The organism is Bacillus proteolyticus, from assembly GCF_001884065.1.
GTDB lineage: Bacteria > Bacillota > Bacilli > Bacillales > Bacillaceae_G > Bacillus_A > Bacillus_A proteolyticus.
In genome coordinates this window covers 1-16620 of sequence record NZ_MACH01000128.1, presented here as the reverse complement: position 1 = coordinate 16620, position 16620 = coordinate 1, and the positions used below count along the sequence as shown (strand labels likewise).

At 33.6% G+C, this 16620-nt stretch carries 14 protein-coding genes and 1 pseudogene; 2 read left to right on the top strand and 13 right to left on the bottom strand.

Annotation, left to right across the window (positions count from 1 at the left end; genetic code table 11):
• Window positions 1-374: 374 nt before the first annotated feature.
• The 8 genes from BAQ49_RS22955 to BAQ49_RS22910 all read right to left on the bottom strand — a co-directional run bounded on the left by BAQ49_RS22955 (window position 375) and on the right by BAQ49_RS22910 (window position 10974).
• On the bottom strand, window positions 375-1544 hold the full coding sequence (locus BAQ49_RS22955) for a serine hydrolase domain-containing protein (protein ID WP_071747182.1): 1170 nt from the start codon (window positions 1542-1544) through the stop codon (window positions 375-377).
• Between the two features lie 728 nt (window positions 1545-2272).
• Window positions 2273-4438, bottom strand: a complete 2166-nt coding sequence (locus BAQ49_RS22950; protein ID WP_071747181.1) for a PASTA domain-containing penicillin-binding protein — start codon at window positions 4436-4438, stop codon at window positions 2273-2275.
• 338 nt (window positions 4439-4776) lie between these two features.
• A complete protein-coding gene (locus BAQ49_RS33980; protein ID WP_279626820.1) occupies window positions 4777-4908 on the bottom strand; it encodes a hypothetical protein in 132 nt (43 codons plus the stop codon).
• Window positions 4909-6166: 1258 nt separating this feature from the next.
• Window positions 6167-6340: a hypothetical protein gene (locus tag BAQ49_RS33115; RefSeq protein WP_165616076.1), complete on the bottom strand. Its 174-nt coding sequence runs from the start codon at window positions 6338-6340 to the stop codon at window positions 6167-6169.
• Window positions 6341-7339: 999 nt separating this feature from the next.
• Window positions 7340-7528: an RNA chaperone Hfq gene (gene hfq / locus BAQ49_RS22925; protein WP_071747179.1), complete on the bottom strand. Its 189-nt coding sequence runs from the start codon at window positions 7526-7528 to the stop codon at window positions 7340-7342.
• A gap of 292 nt (window positions 7529-7820) precedes the next feature.
• Window positions 7821-9341 (bottom strand): serine hydrolase domain-containing protein, encoded by a 1521-nt coding sequence (locus BAQ49_RS22920; protein ID WP_071747178.1) that lies wholly within the window; start codon window positions 9339-9341, stop codon window positions 7821-7823.
• Window positions 9342-9866: 525 nt separating this feature from the next.
• Complete coding sequence (locus tag BAQ49_RS22915; protein WP_071743701.1) at window positions 9867-10058, bottom strand: hypothetical protein; 192 nt, start codon at window positions 10056-10058, stop codon at window positions 9867-9869.
• A 439-nt stretch (window positions 10059-10497) separates the two neighbouring features.
• Window positions 10498-10974 (bottom strand): MarR family winged helix-turn-helix transcriptional regulator, encoded by a 477-nt coding sequence (locus BAQ49_RS22910; protein WP_071747177.1) that lies wholly within the window; start codon window positions 10972-10974, stop codon window positions 10498-10500.
• A 151-nt stretch (window positions 10975-11125) separates the two neighbouring features.
• On the opposite strand from BAQ49_RS22910, the gene BAQ49_RS22905 reads away from it, so the two are divergent.
• Together BAQ49_RS22905 and BAQ49_RS22900 are read left to right on the top strand one after the other, a co-directional pair.
• The gene (locus tag BAQ49_RS22905; protein ID WP_071747176.1) at window positions 11126-11710 is read left to right on the top strand and encodes a DUF3238 domain-containing protein; all 585 of its coding nucleotides are present in this window, start codon (window positions 11126-11128) and stop codon (window positions 11708-11710) included.
• Window positions 11711-11864: 154 nt separating this feature from the next.
• Window positions 11865-12509 carry a DsbA family oxidoreductase gene (locus BAQ49_RS22900; protein ID WP_071747175.1) on the top strand — a complete coding sequence of 215 codons (645 nt, stop codon included), beginning with the start codon at window positions 11865-11867 and terminating at the stop codon, window positions 12507-12509.
• A gap of 819 nt (window positions 12510-13328) precedes the next feature.
• Here BAQ49_RS22900 and BAQ49_RS22895 read toward each other — a convergent pair.
• From BAQ49_RS22895 to BAQ49_RS22870, 5 genes and pseudogenes are all read right to left on the bottom strand, one after another.
• Complete coding sequence (locus BAQ49_RS22895) at window positions 13329-13793, bottom strand: DinB family protein (protein ID WP_071747174.1); 465 nt, start codon at window positions 13791-13793, stop codon at window positions 13329-13331.
• Window positions 13794-14078: 285 nt separating this feature from the next.
• Window positions 14079-14243, bottom strand: a pseudogene (locus BAQ49_RS22890) (SMI1/KNR4 family protein); the annotation flags it as partial.
• 89 nt (window positions 14244-14332) lie between these two features.
• The gene (locus tag BAQ49_RS22885) at window positions 14333-14761 is read right to left on the bottom strand and encodes a hypothetical protein (protein ID WP_071747173.1); all 429 of its coding nucleotides are present in this window, start codon (window positions 14759-14761) and stop codon (window positions 14333-14335) included.
• A 417-nt stretch (window positions 14762-15178) separates the two neighbouring features.
• Window positions 15179-15775 (bottom strand): recombinase family protein, encoded by a 597-nt coding sequence (locus BAQ49_RS22875; protein WP_208610860.1) that lies wholly within the window; start codon window positions 15773-15775, stop codon window positions 15179-15181.
• Window positions 15776-15942: 167 nt separating this feature from the next.
• A complete protein-coding gene (locus tag BAQ49_RS22870; RefSeq protein WP_071747170.1) occupies window positions 15943-16293 on the bottom strand; it encodes a PH domain-containing protein in 351 nt (116 codons plus the stop codon).
• Window positions 16294-16620: the final 327 nt, after the last annotated feature.

The window sequence follows — 16620 nt, the reverse complement described above, 5'->3', positions numbered from 1 at the left end:
GCAAAGAGTAAGGTAAGAGTTACTCTTTGCCATTTTAGGAGAGGATTTGCTATACATAGCAGGTCCTCTTTTATGTAAAATGATAATAAAGTTATTTAAGGGGTATCGCCATATGCCCATCAAGCTAAAGTTTTATTACACCCCCAGAACGAAATTTTTGGGCTTTCTTGCGAAAAAAAAGCTTATTTATCGTTTTGGGGGTAACCTGTTTTCTTAAGTTGATGGCAATGTGGTGTTACCCCATTGCTATCAAGCTAAAAAAAATCCAAAAAAACCAAATTTGTTTTTTAGAGTAAGTTGGGGGTTTTTGAACTAGAAAGGTATATGTTTAACTATAAAAACTATGACAAAATTTATCCGTTTTTCCTTTTTGCCTACTTGCTAAATTCGGCAAGTAAAATATTTTTAAAAGGGTCAGGACTGTTAGCTTTACCCATGCTGTTCAAATTGACGGCTAACGTATGCTTGCCTCCAAGTGTACCTCCAGCAAAAGTACAAAACCCTGGAATGCCACCTGTGTGTCCCCATATCGAGACACCGTTTGGAAGTTTAGTTTCATAGATTCCAAGACCATACCCATCGATTTTTGCTCCTCCTGTAGGAACAGTAGTAAGCATTTGTTTTAGTTGCTGTTCTTTCAGTAATTTACCCCCAAGTAAGTAAGAGAAGAATTTGTTTAAATCATCAGCAGTAGAAATCATATCTCCAGCCGAGCTTCCCATACTTGGGTTATAATAAGTAACATCTTTTGGCTCACTTGCTCCGTCTAGTTGGATATATCCACGGGCATGCTTAGTTCCTGGAATTACGCTTGAATTGCCAGGTAAGAATGTATTCGACAATTCAAGCGGTTCAATAATCCGATTTTCAATCTCTTCCGCATAGCTGTTCCCTGTTACTTTTTCAATAAGGATCCCTAGTAATACGTATCCTGTATTTGAATAAGACCAGCTCTTTCCTGGAGCAAAATCTGGGGGCATCGAAATTCCCATCTTTACTAATTCTTCAACAGTATAAGTTTTTTTTGTATCCATCATATTAAAATCCTTTGACCTTGTGTATTCAGCGATACCACTTGTGTGGTTCAATAATTGCCGGATAGTAATCTGTTTATCATCATATCCATTTCCTTGAATGACACCAGGCAACCATTTTTCAATAGAATCATCTAGATTCAAGCGGTTCTCTCCGGCTAATTGAAGTACAACCGTTGCGGTGAACGTCTTCGTCACGCTGCCAATTCGAAAACGAAAATCCGTTTTCATTGGTTTCTTGGTGCTCAGATCCGCTACCCCAGCTGCATAACTCCACGTTTTTCCACCCTCAGAAGTTTTAGCAAGTATCCCTGGATATCCAAGTTGCAATGTATCCCGCATTGCTTGCTTGACGGAATTACGATCTCGTTGAGTGCTTGTTTGTAACGAACTAGATACATTTTGAGTGAGCTCTGCTTTTACAATTGAGGTTGGCGTTGTGTATAACAGGGAACTTCCAGTTATTAAAAGGGCCAGACTTGCAAATGTAATTTGACTACGTATTTTCATAAGCATTCCTCTCCTCTATTCATATTGTATAGGTGGTCGCTTGCTGTTTCATACTAACCACACAGCTATCATCTCCACTAATGACAAAGGGTCAACATTGAATTCGTAATCATCTTCGTAATGATTATTTTTACAAACGCCATTCTGTCCTAACAAACGGTAAATCCCTCTTTTTCCACAGGTATGTTAACCCCAGAAATTACTTTTTTTCTGAAACACTCTTGTTGCTGGTTTGTTTTTCATATATAAGTCATATCTGTTCCGCCTTTCATGCTTCTTTATATCTTGATCATACACAATGAAAATCTCTTTTTGCTTACCTATTCCTTACAAATTCCTTACGTTCAAAATGGGATCACCGCATCAAAAAAAGAAGATTCTCATCAACAATAGAGAAAGTAAACACCTGTTTGTAAAGATATACCTTTATAAACGGTGACGCATTTTACTTATTTTCAAATGAGTATCAGCAAATGGATTTTTAATATAAGGGTTGGATTTCCCGCTCTAAACGTACAATTTTCTTTTTTTGATATGGTGACCCCTATAGGGGCGCTCAACGAGATCTTATCAAATAAGAAGACCTATCTATAAATTTAGATAGGTCTTCTTATTTTTTTATACCAGGGGTACCGCCACATCGCCATCAAGCTAAGGTTTTTTTGGGGGGTTACTTTTCTTAAGTTGATAGGCATGGCGTATCGCCCACATTTTAACGAAAATATGCTCTAATTTTTCTTTTTATCCGTAGGTGGTGTTTCAGCTTCTATTAACGGTTCTAATGGTGGTTCAAGCGTCACTTCAATTGTTGCTCCTTCTTTTAAATCTTGTCCCTGTTCTATACTTTGGTTAATTACATACCCCGAACCTTTAGTTTTTAAATTCAGCTGTAATACTTTAGATAAATACATAACATCTCGCATTGACCATCCTATTATATTAGGCATTTTGATATTGTTTCCTACTAAAAATATACGACTTCCACTCGCATCATTTACTACATCACCCTGATTAGGATATTGTTTGATTACATTCCCTTCACCTAGTACTATTGGGTGAAGTTTTTCCTTTTCTATGGTCCTTTCAGCTGAATCCATTGGCTGGCCAATAAGATTTGCTATCTTGATTTCAGACTGCTTCGCTAATCCCTTTACCTCTTTTTCTGTAGAAGGTTTAACTTTTAAATATCCTAAACTATTTTTTACAACAGGTTTAAAAATTTCAGCTAGAGGTTGAGCACCGTACTCATTCTCTTTCAATTTAGGTTGTTTAACCGCTAAATATACAACTAACTGCGGATTATCGACAGGTGCCATTCCAAGGAATGAAAATATATAATTCTCTTTACCTTCCATATAAAGTCCGTTCTCTGGATTGGGAATTTGCGCCGTACCAGTTTTACCACCAATAGGATATTCATCAATTTTGTACATTGTTCCAGTTCCTTTTGGAGAGGTTACCACACGTTCTAATAATTCTCGTACTTTAGCTGCTGTTTCTTTTGTAACGGGAGTTCCTATTTCTTTAGGTTCATTTTTTACAACAGTTTCATCATTTATTGGATCTACAATCCGATCAATTATATAGGGCTTCATCATTTTTCCATTGTTAGCTATTGCAGTAGAAGCCTGAATTAATTGAATAGGGGTAACAGTGGAACCTTGTCCAAAAGCCGTTGTTACTTGTTGGATTTTTGTATCCAATACTATTTGATTTTTACTTTCACCAGGCAAATCGATGCCAGTTTTTTGATCAAAACCAAATTTATTAATATATTTCTTAAAGTTACTTGGCTTCAGTATTTGATCCTCTAATATAGCAAAAGCTACGTTAGAAGAACGTTCAACACCTTCATCAAAAGTAATAGATCCCCATCCATAACCACTATTATGATCTTTAATCTCTGTTGAACCCACTGCATATTTTCCAGATTGGTAGTGCTCCTGGCCATTATAAACGCCCTCATTTATTGCTGAGGCTAATGTGAAAATTTTCATTGTAGATCCAGGTTCAAATGCATTTGCAATAGGATCATTTAAATAATATTCAATGTTTCCTTTGTTAGGGTTATAGCTAGGTTTACTAGACATGGCCAAGATTTTCCCTGTTTTTGGATCTGCGATAACGCCCACTAGCATAGAAGGTTTATAATGTTGTGCGGCTGTTTCCATAGCTTCTTCTAAAAAACTCTGAATTTGTTTATCCAACGTTAAATATACATTATTTCCATTTTTAGGAGGGTTTATCTTCTTTGCCTCATCCACAATAGAGATGCCTTTCTTACTCCCCGTATAGGAAATACTTCCGTTTGAAGCATGTAAGTATTTGTCCAGACTTTTTTCCAGACCAAATTTCCCTTCTACATCACCTTTATCATCTGGTTTTGCAAACCCTAGGACATAAGAAGCGAAATCTTCATTGGGATATACTCGTGTTTTTTCAGTAATAAAAGATACTCCTGGTATCTTTAAATTTTTTATTTGTTCTTTTGTTTCTTTCGATAGATTTCTTCCGATTTTTCCAATTTCAACTTGTGTCCGATCATCACGGAAATATTTCAAGATGTCATCTTTATTGACTATAAGTGCATCTGATAATCTTTGAGCAGTTTCTTCTTTGTTATTAAGTTTGTTTTCCCCTTTTAAATTTACAACTATACGATATGAAGCTGCATCTTGAACTAATACTTCTCCATTTTGATCGTAAATTATTCCACGATTTGCTACCAAAATACCTTTTTGATTATGTTGTTGATTGGCTAACTCATTTAAATCTGCACCCTGTATTACCCCTACCGCTTGAATATAAAAGAAGCGAAGTAGTAGAATTAAAAATAAAGCGAGAAATAATATCATAAAATATCCTACAGCTTTATTAGTTTGAAATTTTTGCATACGTATCCACTTTCCTCCTAGTATTTGATAAATACAAAAAGACGTGGGACTCATTCCACGCCTTATTAATGTAAACCAACTATACATTATTGTTATAAAATTATATGTTTTTTAGATTACTTTGTAAATAACACAAAAAAGGGTTCTGGTGCAAATACAAGGAGAAGAAAAAAATGATAGTAGATTTCTAGCGATATGCTATAATTCCAAACGCTTGGTGGCGGAACCCCATGCCCATCAACCCAATATTTTGGAGTACCTCCAAAAAAATTCACCTCAGATACAACAAAAGAGCCTTACCTCTGTAGGAAAGACTCCACTAGTATAGCTGTATATATTTACATAACAATTAAGAAACCACAAACATATAACATCAAATAGAAGAAACCTAACATTCCGCCTACAGCTAATACCTGTTTAACCCAGCTCTTGAGTTTCAGATTACTATCAATCACTTGCACTCTTTCCATATCCGTTTCCTCCTATTAAGGAGAACCCTTAAAGACTCTCACCTCGCTATGATACCATTAAGGAATGACTAATAGAGGTCTAATTTTTGTCTAAACGTATAAATATGTAATATTGCATATAAGAATGTATTGATAATAATGTAAGCGCTTACTATAATAAAAGCATAAAGGTAAATCACATCTTAGCATCAACAACAGAGGAGGAAATAATATGACAATCGCAATGGCAGTTTTATCATTCTTAGGTGGAGTACTTCCATTAGTAACAGAACTTTTAAAAGCAGTAATGTAAATTCATTATTCCACAATTATTTATAAAATTATCATACCTTAATACGAAAAAGAGGAGGAAATCATATGGCAATCGCAATGGCAGTTTTAAAATTTGTAGGTGGAATCATTCCATTTGTACAAGAACTTTTAAAAGCAGTAATGTAAGTTCATTATTACACAATTATTTATAAAAATTATCATATCTTAATACGAAAAAAGAGGAGGAAATACTATGGCAATCGCAATGGCAGTTTTAAAATTTGTAGGTGGAATCATTCCATTTGTACAAGAACTTTTAAAAGCAGTAATGTAAGTTCATTATTCCGCAATTATTTATAAAAATTATCATACAAATGATCTGTATATCAAAAGTGAATTGATATGCAGATCATTTGTATGAGCGAAGTCCCTTTAGCCTTATTAAGGGACTTTTTTTAATTTCTACATACTTGAGATTCCGTCACATCAACATCAAGTTAAAAACACTTTTAAAACATTAAAAAGTGCTTTTTATTTATAACAAAAGAAAAAAAGAATCTATTACAGATCCTTTTTTTCAACATATCTTAAACCAGAAAAATGGTAATGCCCTTAAATCTTTGTTAGGGGCAAAGATTTAAAGAAAAGTTTAGCTCATTAATAATTTTACACAGATAGAATATATAGTAAATTGATAATATCTGTATTGAATATTCTTAATATTAATTTAATTAAATTCTCATTATTCCTATAAAATAACATTAATATAAAATTTTAACTAATAACTTTTATACTTTTTATTAAGAAAATGAAAGTATTCTTACTGAAAGACTTATGATTATATTTTATAGTAATTTACATATCGGAAATGTCTATATAGTTATGTGCAACTGTAATTTGTTAACCATCTCTATTTTTGTTCGTTTATTTTGTAACATATCGATAATACATGCGAAGGATAATTAGCCATATTAAAGTTCCGATAAAGTCTATCCAATCCATCCCCTCACCCCTTATCATCCCTTAACGCCTTCAACTGTTCCATTTCATCTTCCACTGACTTCTCATGCCAATCTTCATCTACCTTGTTCTCCTCGCTAATCCGATATCCAAAGTAGAGTACCAATAAGGTAATAAGCGTTCCAGTGAAGTACCCAATAAAGAAGCTTAACCACGTCATGCCATCACCTCTTCAAAATAAAATAAGACACTAAACCGATCACGGCAGCGCCTACGATAATTGCCATTGGTTTAATCATGCCTAATTCCATCCAATTCATGGTTAGTATTCTAAATAGACCAGCGATGTATTATAATCCTCTATATACCCAAGGAGGTTTACCATGCTTAAATTTCATAAAAAATTCCCCATCTTAGGATTCTTTTGGTTTTTATACGGTTTCATTGGCCTCATCTTTTTATTACTATTCCTTAATGTGTCATAACAGCGCGTATAAATATATGTTTAATGTGTAATTTCCATATAACAAAGAAAAAAGCATCCGTTATGGATGCTAATATTAATATTATTTTTTATTTAAATAACTTTTGAATTTTTCCATACTGCCATATACATGTTCAAATACCTCTGGCCAACGTCTTGCCTCATGTAGAATTTGTGAAATACTTTCTGCAAAGTGATAATTACCACGTTTCGCAGGAACTATTTCATAAATCCGTTGTTGGGGTACAGCCGAGATATACACATTTCTCGGCTGTACCCCTATTTGTCATGTTTTGAATGTATACTTTAATCAGTGGTTTTGCTGAAAACAATTAAATTACGATGAATTCAATAAAATAAAGAAAATGAAAGTAAACTTTTGGGTAAAAGTTTACTTTCGGGTTTTGAATCATTTATAGCTAATTTTGTAATAAATTTCTCAATATTGATATAGATGTTAAATCTGGGTTTTATATCGAAAATTAACAAAAAATATAATATCATAAAAATTAAGATGGTTTGTGTCACTTGTTTTTCCCTTATGCTTAAGATAAGATCATCCTCTCCGATCTTATCTTTTTTTGTGGATTTGTAACAAAAAAAGGAATCCTTATATATAATAAGGATTCTGCAACAGGAAATAACAACATATAAACAATAAAAAGAATTACTTATATTATAGTTTATATAGTAATAATATAATATTGAGAAATATTTACATAAGCCCAGTATGTATTACATAGCAAGTGTAGAGATTGCCTGTTTGTAAATTAGTTGTTGTTTACCATGAGCCATCATTAGGATGGTAAATTTATCTATTGTAAGGATTTGCCCACGTATTGGAACCCCACTCTTTAAAAATAAAGTGACTTCCTCTTTTTTACCTTTCAATTGTTCATACATGTCTTCTTGTGAATTGTGCATATCGTTTCCTCCTTTTTTATAATCGTATCATAAATTAATTGAAATGCTGTGTCTTATATGTATTTGCACAAAGGGTACGATTCATGCCACAAGTGCATAGTAAAAGGTGTCCCGCCCCATCGCTATCAAGCTAAGGTTTTATGCTGCCCCAAAAACAATAATTTTTTACATTTTTACTCTGGGGATGTCAATTTTACTATTTTTGGGGTATTTATTTTTACTAGCTTGATGGACATGTGGGGCGGTACTCCTTGTAAACCCTTAAGTATTTAAATATATAATTTAAATTATATCATTGTCTGATTATTGTTTTTTTATTACTTCGAATTTTCGGGAAAAATCCACTAATTAATAATGCCATAATCCACGCCATTATTAGAATAAAATTTATTGTATTGCCAGAATTTAAACTTAAAACCTTCCACAAATAGGAAGCGCAAAATACGAGCATAGCAGTAATAATAAGTAAAAATATCCTAACAACTAATCTGATGTAAGGTTTCTTCTCGTGCTTAATAATGAAGGTTCCTCTACCTTTGTACAATCTAATCACAAACAGCAGCAAATATACACCAAGTGTGGCTCCAATAACAATTGATATAATTGAGTTGTGTTTTCTCTGCTCAGCGAGAGAGAAGTAACTTTCAGGTAATTTTCCAGTTTCATATTCAATCCATGCGTGGTAAATATCCTGTCTTAAGTCTATACCATTTTCACTATTCGTAAGGATTACCAATCCATCCTTTGTATTAGGAATCAAACCATAAAAAGAATGCCAACCTCGATTGTCACCGGAATGATAAATTAATTTCCATTGATTAGATAACTTTTTTTCAAATACACCTAAACCATTCTCCCCTAATACCGGCTTTTGCATTTCCTCGACACGTTCACTTTTGATGACACCATAACCTTTATTTTTATAATTATTCGCATCCATGCTTGCAAGTATCAATGTCATCATATCGGCAACATTTGTCTTGAGACCTGCAGCAGCCTGTTCGGTAAATTGGTAACTAGGGAGTTCCTCTCCAAAATATCCATAGGCTTTCGAAAGATTAGGATTTTCAGGACGTTGTAGGAATGAACTAGATTTCATTCCTAAAGGTTTCATAATTTGTTCCTCCATATAACGATCAAAGGGCATTCCGGTAACCTCTTCGATAACAAGTTGCAAAATTGTATATCCACCACCAGAGTAAAGTGTTTCTGAACCGGGTTTTTTGGTAACCTCCACTGGCTCATTAAACCATCCTTTTCCAGACAAAGACTCCTCGATAGAATCAAGATGTTTCCCGGGTGCAACCCCAAGATATCCTTTATGTGCAGATAGCCCTGCTGTGTGGCTTAATAATCTTCTTATCGTGATTTCATTATTATTGAACTCTGAATTAGGTAATTTCCATTTGGTTAAAAATTTCCCAACGGGATCATCGAGTGATAAACGACCTTCGTCTGCAAGATGTAGGATTCCCCACGCTGTAAGGCTTTTAGATATGGAACCAGCCTGAAACAAAGTATCATCACTCACCGCTTTTTTTTTCTTTTTATCTACATAACCGTAGTTAAGTGTATAAGCAATACGACCCTCATGTACAATACCTATTGCAACACCTGGTACATTATAATTTTCCTGCCATTTTGGTACCTGTTCATCCATCTTTTTCTTGAAGTTCTCTACACTCCTATTAGTCAACGCACCCGATTCTGCCCTCACCACTTTCGTAAACCACGCTTCATTCGTAATTAATATGAAAATGATTAAACATAAAATACTTTTGAAAATTATCGATGCTTTTTGCCTATTCTTCATTTACTCCACTCCCCTTTTTTCAGAATATTCTCTCCGTCATTCAGAGTATCTCATTCGAATATCCAGTTCTATCGATTTTTATTACTTAACCTTACAAAATTGTAATAAAAATCAACAAAATTAATTACTCAGGGGGTTTTACTGTCCTTTATCCAAGGGGAATGAACTTAATCCACAAAATAGACATGAGGTTATTTTGTGTTTAAGTTAATGACCCTAAGATACTAGTTTAGTTGACCTGATAGCTATATTTCCATACCCCTAAAAATTTATAATAAAAAAAGACACCCTAAGGTGTCTTCCTGCGACTTGAACAATCTTAATTTTAATAATATGTATTGGACTCCCATCCGAATATTATTTTACTATGTTAAGTAATGTTTGGGTACCGCCAGCATTTTTGAAGAAAAACACGCTAAGCAAAAAATACAATAAGCTGCTCATATGGACAGCTCATTTACATAATTCTCGTTATTGGAAGTTATTTCAAACCTCTCCTTATTTGGAGAGAAGCACGATTCGCTCTCAATATTTTTTCTTTTTAAGTAAGTAAAGTCCTGTCAGATTAGCTCCTAGTGCAATGATACCTATAACAACAGAAACACTTAGAGAAACCACCTGATTTGGAATCAGATCAATAAGGTCTGTCGAAAGTAATATAATGGTTGCCAGCCATGTTAAACCGACAATGTAGAGCCAATTTGTTTTCTTTGCCATAACTTATTCACCTCTTTTCTCCATTGTACCAGTCAACAGAAAAGATTTGTACAAATTTGGATGAATAGGATATTCATGTAAAGTTAACATAACGTCCTATTATCGGTAGCAAGGACAAAGGCGTCCCCTTACTCTCACAAGGATACGCCTTTGTCTTTTCAATGAATCTATTGATTTTTTATACATTCCTATTTTGGCGCGCCTTTTGGTCTCCCCATTGTTCCCTATGTCTCCCGCTTTTTTGCATAAAATCTTTCATGCTCTTAGCGTGGTTTTTTTCCAAAATGCTGGCGATACCCCATGCCCATCAACCTAACAAAAATAAACTACCCCAAAACAAAAAAAGTGAGCTTAATTATCATAAATAAATATAGCGAGAAAAAATTTCGTTATGGGGGATCATCCGTTCTTTAAGTTGGCTCATTCATAAACTCTATATTTACCAGACAGGTCTTAACCTCGATGACAATTTACCTTCATTTGCTTCATAAACTAATTTTGTTAAATCTTCTTTGAGCATTTGCATTCGTTCAGCACCTATGTTTTCAATCCAGCGCCCCTCAATCTCAGTTAGTATCTTGTCTTTTGCTTTCATTACTAACCAGCCTCGTTCAGTCAAAACAATAATTTTCCCTCTCTTATCAGTGGGATGAGTTTGGCGCATTACATAACCACTTTTCTCAAGAAAATCCACCATTTTACTCACAGCTTGCTTTGTAATTCCTAAATATTCGGCTAGTTCTATACCTGTTGCTCCATCAGGGATGATACGTTTAAACATAAAACCATGTACAGGTCTAATATCTCCAAATCCCAATTCACTCAATTTGTCATGTAGTTCATTAATCGATGTACTAAATGAGAATGACAAAAGTGATGTAAGATCCAATTCACCAAATACTTGATGATTATTCATACATAAAACCTCCTTAAATAAAGTCAAATAAATTGACTTTATTTGAATCCCATTGTACTATACGCAATATAGTCAATCAAGTTTACTATATTGTTTTTGTTATAAAAGAAGTATGATTCATTAAAAAATCAATATACCATGGAGGTTCTATATGACTAACATTATTAAAATTAGAGCGAGTGTATTTATTCCAATGTCTTGGACTGAACCTATGAAGGATAGTCAAACGGGCAATATAATCGAATTCGAAGGCGATTCACGTGAATTTACGCCTTATGCTGTAAACACTATGCGTTCTAGAGTGGAACAAGAAGTAGTTGTAGATTTTTACAAAAAAGAAATTTTCTCATATGCGAATACTGGCATAACAACAGAAAAAGTCACAAATCCAGATGGTTCCATTCATAAAAGAACGGGAAAAGCGAGTACAGAAGGCATTTTGTGTACTGATATTGTATGGGGTTCTAATGATGTTAGGTTTCAAATGAGTGCTAGTGCTAACCAACCATTAAATGTATACGCACCTCCTGTTGACTATCTATTAACTGTACGTGTTCAAAAAGATGGTATTGTAGATATTCAAGGTGCACTTGATGGCTTCCCTTGTTTTGAATTTTATAAGCAAGTAAATTTTGGTCCATTTGAACAAATTTATACACATGATTTCAGAGAAACTGGTGATACTCCTGAAGCACTAGCTGGAGAAATGGAGTACAGTTTTAAAAAAATATTGTAAATTCAGTGCGGTGCCACATTGGCATCGAACCAAGATAAAGTAAATTCTTCGCAGTAAGTATGTCAGTACAATTCAAATGTATATTTTATCGCCCTATTTGTAACTTATGCAGTTATAAATAGGGCGATAAAAGGAAAAGTGAGGGAACATATACATGACTGTAAAAATTAAAGTTTATTCTGATTTTTTATGCGCATTTTGTTTTTTAGCAACAGGTCCTTTGGAGGAGGTTGTAAAGGAAAAAGATGTAGAAGTAGAATGGATGCCATTTGAAGTGCGTCCTAGTCCATCTCCGAAAATTGATCCACGGACACAACCTCGTGTTATGGCAGCTTGGAATTCATTTATTTATCCTACTGCTGAAAAATTAGGATTAGAAATAAAGTTACCACATTTTCGTTCGTATTCGCACCTTGCGTTTGAAGGTTACCAATTTGCAAAGGAACATGGAAAAGGAAATGAGTTTCACCATAGAGTGTTTATTGCACATTTCCAAGAGGAACAAAATATTGAAGCCATCGAAGTGTTAATAAAATTGGCGGAGGAAGTGGGACTTTCTCAGGGTGCATTTAAAGAAGCATTAGTATTAAGAAAATACCGAGAAATGCATCAAGTGGCTCTAAGACATGCCCATCAAGAAGCGCAAATTATGGCTGTTCCAACTGTCATTATTGGTGACGAAGTCATTCAGGGATTTGCTAGCAAAGAAAGATTGACAAAGGTGATTGATCAAGAATTAGAAAAGGGTAAAGAGAATGAATTAGATGGACTGCAATGTAATGTATATCGAGATTGTTAATGCTATAAATACTTAATGATTCATATTAGGGTATTTTTATTTGTTAGCTTGATGGGCATGTGGCGGTCCCTTTTATGATGTTGTTGAGGAAAGAAAAATGTAGACTATTGATTTTGTAATTTGGTTTTTATTAAACATTACGGTACGTGAAATTATTATGTACTGTAATGAAAAAGCCCCCATAAATCTTACACCTATGAGAGCTGCCTAAGGGTATTTCATATTCGACTTAGTTCTATTGTAACAGGCTTTCACCATACACGAGAAACATAATGATCCAGAAACTGACGATCATAACAAGAAATTCTTTACACCTATGCTGAAAGGAAATACGACCTTCTTCCATTCTACACGCTCCTTATCTACATCTTTTTATATGTTATGTTAAAATGTAGAGGAAAGAAATCCGCCAATTTCTTTCCTAGACGGTCACTCATGACTTTGCTCTTCGTTTGCTTTTGCAAATGAAGAGCTTTTATTTTGCATACTTATACTTGCTTTCCATTCCGATACAGCAATCTTCATTTTTCATTCCTCCATTAATTAAATTTGTTATTTATATAGACTATAAGTTCCAGTTATAAATTTTTCTGTAAAAAGACAATAAAGTTATTTAATTTTAAATCCTAAAACAAGCATAACCCCGTTCTAAATTTAGGACGGGGTTAAAATATAGTTGTTTAATTTTCGATATAAGATACTTCACTGTACTTAAAAATATAACAATAAAGTCGTTTGAAAATCTAAGGTTTATTCAACAATAGCGCCCGATTGTTGAACTTTCAAAACTTAGAACGGTAACCGGTTAGCTACCAAGTATCACCAAGAAGGTGGAGGCCATTCTCCAATTAGTTGCCGAATCAGTGCTACCTGTCCGGTATGATAACTGTTGTGTGCCATAAGAGTGGCTAAAATGTCACCACGAGTCCTTTCCAGTCTCGCATCTTTCAGTTCCTTTAAATCTTTTCTTGCTTCGTTTTCTGCTTCCTTTAGCCCCTTACTGAATAGAAAAAGAGTGTCACTCCACTCGGTTTTATTTGACGGAGCTGTTTCATCGGGCCATGAGTCTTCGTCATGTTCTGGATGATTGGGCACCCTACCTTTAAGGTAGGCAAGATAGAAGTCTTGCCAAAAAATCATATGGTTTAGAATCTGCCACACTGAATATGGACAGTTTTCGGGTTTTTCCCCAGCCATCTCCCACCGTAAACCCTCAAACACCTCCAAGGGGTCAACATGAGCATTTTCCCCATGTAACCCGTTTTCAAAGAAATAAGATGACATAAGCATTCCCCCACTTTTACAAAATTGAACAAACTTTTTTCACTCAACAAAATGACCGATTCTTTCGACCTTTCCACTGTTTCTAAGGTTTCTTGTGCTTTTTTGTAATTTTACCAGAATAAATAACAGAAAATTGAAAACTTTATGTTTCTAATTCAGTATAACAAATGTTCCACATTCTGGCCCGATTGTTGAATAACATGACTGGTGTTTTTTAAACAACTTTATTATGTTTTAAACGACTTTATTGTAAATTAAACAACTTTATTATCTCTGTACACATTCCTCCATATTTTCAAGTAAAGAGATTAATGATTCTGGACAATTTGGATATTTCGTCCTTAATATATTAATATCCCCTTTAGTAGCACCGTATGCTTTATTTAATGCTTCGAGATCAGCTGTTGATAATGCTGCTTTCAAACCGTTTGAAAATTTATATTTGCTTATTTTGTCCTCCCAATAATCAAATATATATTTTTTTAGTCTATATACCTAACATAAATAAGATTTGATCTTTAACCGTTATCACATCTAATTTAATTAGTACCATTACGCTCTACCTCTTCTCGATTAAAGTATTGGTCTAATAACTCTTTACCTGTTTTGATTGTCACATAGTACTCTCCATCGTATAGCTTACCTTCTGATGGTTTATGGAAATCTTCGTATTTAGGGAAGTCTTCATTCTCTTCAAATGATTTCTTTGCAGCTTCCATGTCGTCTGCCTCTATTTTAGCAAACAATCTACCTATACCAAATAACCCATCATCATCAATACTTTCTTCTACAAGATAGTGTTCCTCTTCCTCTATAGGTGTCATTTTACTTTTTCTAACAGAATATAGATGACCCGTTTCTTCTTCCTTTACCATAATAAAAATCCAACCAACTCTTACAACTGTACAAGGTTCTAATCCTAATAGTGTATAAGCAACTACCTTTTGGTCTTTCACAAATTTCCCCATCTTACATACCCCTTAAATTGTTTATTTTATTCTGTTTAAAGGTCAAAATATTTTCAACGTGATGATACATATCTATAACCATATAAAACAGTAATTCCCTTTACTACAATTGTATTACATAAAGGCAATCCTCAACAATCCATATATTAAACATCCTTTAGCTGTAATTTCAGCAATAGCTATAATAAAAACAGGCTTTGATTTAGGTTCCTTTTTATATTTTATAGCAACTTTCTTCAAGCCTTCGCGACTTTATTATAATCATCGCATCATTTTTCAAAACATCGTGACTTTATTTAAAAGCGACAGTAGTTATATAAAAACTATACATTAACCAACATCAATAACATGATTCTTTTTGTTTAACAAGATATTCAATTTATAGCTTTTGAATAAAGTTTGAATAAAATTACCTATTTACTCTTTATTTAAATGTTTTCTTTTTTCCCGTTGCAACGTGCTTACACTAATCCCTGTTATTTGCTCTACTTTCCTGTAAGATTCGCTTTTTAATAATTTAAGAGCGTAATCCAATTTCTCTTTACTATATTTCTTTGGTCGTCCTTCTTTAAAATTAGGATTCAACTTAGCAATTGCTTTTCCTTCTTGTGTTCGTTCTACAATCATATCTCTTTCAAATTCAGCAAATGCACTCATGATGTTAAACATCAATCTACCGGTTGGTGTATCTTCCACTATTCCCATGTTGAGTATGTGAACTTTGACCCCTTTATCAAATAACATTTTTATCGTTTGGATTGCATGCTCAGTCGAACGTGCAAAACGATCTAATTTTGTTACAACAAGTGAGTCTCCTTTTTCTAGTACAGAAAGTAATTCTTGGAATTTAGGCCGATCAAATTTTGTACCCGTAAATTTTTCAGAGTAAATTTTCTTACAGTCCTCTTTTTCTAACATTTGAATTTGGGATTCCAAATCCTGGTTTAATGTACTCACCCTAGCATATCCATATTTAACCAAAACATCACCTTTTCTACGTTCACTTTTGACCATAAGTTTTGATGCAGGTCAATGTATTGATCTTATCACATTGCAATAACATGTTCAAAACTTTAGAAGTTATGATTATTATAAAACCAATTTAGAGGAACTAAAAAATCCGATTTCTAAATTCTTTAGAAATCGGATTTTTATTGACATGATTTACTCATATGATCTGTTTAGTCTTTGGTTGTTTTATTTCGAATTATCTGCATAAATTCACTAAGATTGTTGCTTTGGATATTTCTGATGCCCACTCTTTCATTTTTATTCCAAAAAAGTATACTGGATACACCAAATAAATTCTTTTTTTCTTTCAATTTCGATAGGTTTTCATAAAAATATTCATTAATCCATGCATCACCAACTAAATCAGGCCCGTAAAAAAATAATCTTTTATTTGTAGCAACTAGTACTCCAGGACGTACAGGATGCCGATATTCAAAAATGTCTAAAGAACCATGTAAAACATCTAAAACTTTTTCATCTGAAGATAATATTGTCTTGGCTCGGTCTAATAAATTTTGCATTGTAGGACTCCTTTATTATCTAATATAAAACAATTATATCTGAAAATTTATATAATTCAAAACTAATCATTCTAATATCTAATTAATTTGCGGGTGGTGTCAGTTATAATGGTACTACCCCTATAAAAGCTGTATCTAAAAGATCGTTAAAAATGACCTTTTAGATACAGCTTCTTGTTTTAGTTTTGTAAGTGGCTCCAAAAAGAAAGAATCGTTGCCGTACCCCTTTATGAACAGAGGATAAAACTCAATAAGAGAATATTAATATTCAATTTTTATATAAAAAAAATAAGCTCCGAAGAGCTTATTTTAATAATAATATCAACG

Bases quoted from the DNA above. Each gene is read 5' to 3' on its own strand.
- BAQ49_RS22905 (WP_071747176.1), top strand. From the start codon at position 11,126: ATGACTAACATTATTAAAATTAGAGCGAGTGTATTTATTCCAATGTCT.
- BAQ49_RS22870 (WP_071747170.1), bottom strand. From the start codon at position 16,293: ATGCAAAATTTATTAGACCGAGCCAAGACAATATTATCTTCAGATGAA.
- BAQ49_RS22900 (WP_071747175.1), top strand. From the start codon at position 11,865: ATGACTGTAAAAATTAAAGTTTATTCTGATTTTTTATGCGCATTTTGT.
- BAQ49_RS33980 (WP_279626820.1), bottom strand. From the start codon at position 4,908: ATGGAAAGAGTGCAAGTGATTGATAGTAATCTGAAACTCAAGAGCTGG.
- BAQ49_RS22875 (WP_208610860.1), bottom strand. From the start codon at position 15,775: ATGGTCAAAAGTGAACGTAGAAAAGGTGATGTTTTGGTTAAATATGGA.
- BAQ49_RS22885 (WP_071747173.1), bottom strand. From the start codon at position 14,761: ATGGGGAAATTTGTGAAAGACCAAAAGGTAGTTGCTTATACACTATTA.
- hfq (WP_071747179.1), bottom strand. From the start codon at position 7,528: ATGCACAATTCACAAGAAGACATGTATGAACAATTGAAAGGTAAAAAA.
- BAQ49_RS33115 (WP_165616076.1), bottom strand. From the start codon at position 6,340: ATGACGTGGTTAAGCTTCTTTATTGGGTACTTCACTGGAACGCTTATT.
- BAQ49_RS22955 (WP_071747182.1), bottom strand. From the start codon at position 1,544: ATGAAAATACGTAGTCAAATTACATTTGCAAGTCTGGCCCTTTTAATA.
- BAQ49_RS22910 (WP_071747177.1), bottom strand. From the start codon at position 10,974: ATGAATAATCATCAAGTATTTGGTGAATTGGATCTTACATCACTTTTG.
- BAQ49_RS22915 (WP_071743701.1), bottom strand. From the start codon at position 10,058: ATGGCAAAGAAAACAAATTGGCTCTACATTGTCGGTTTAACATGGCTG.
- BAQ49_RS22920 (WP_071747178.1), bottom strand. From the start codon at position 9,341: ATGAAGAATAGGCAAAAAGCATCGATAATTTTCAAAAGTATTTTATGT.
- BAQ49_RS22895 (WP_071747174.1), bottom strand. From the start codon at position 13,793: ATGTCATCTTATTTCTTTGAAAACGGGTTACATGGGGAAAATGCTCAT.
- BAQ49_RS22950 (WP_071747181.1), bottom strand. From the start codon at position 4,438: ATGCAAAAATTTCAAACTAATAAAGCTGTAGGATATTTTATGATATTA.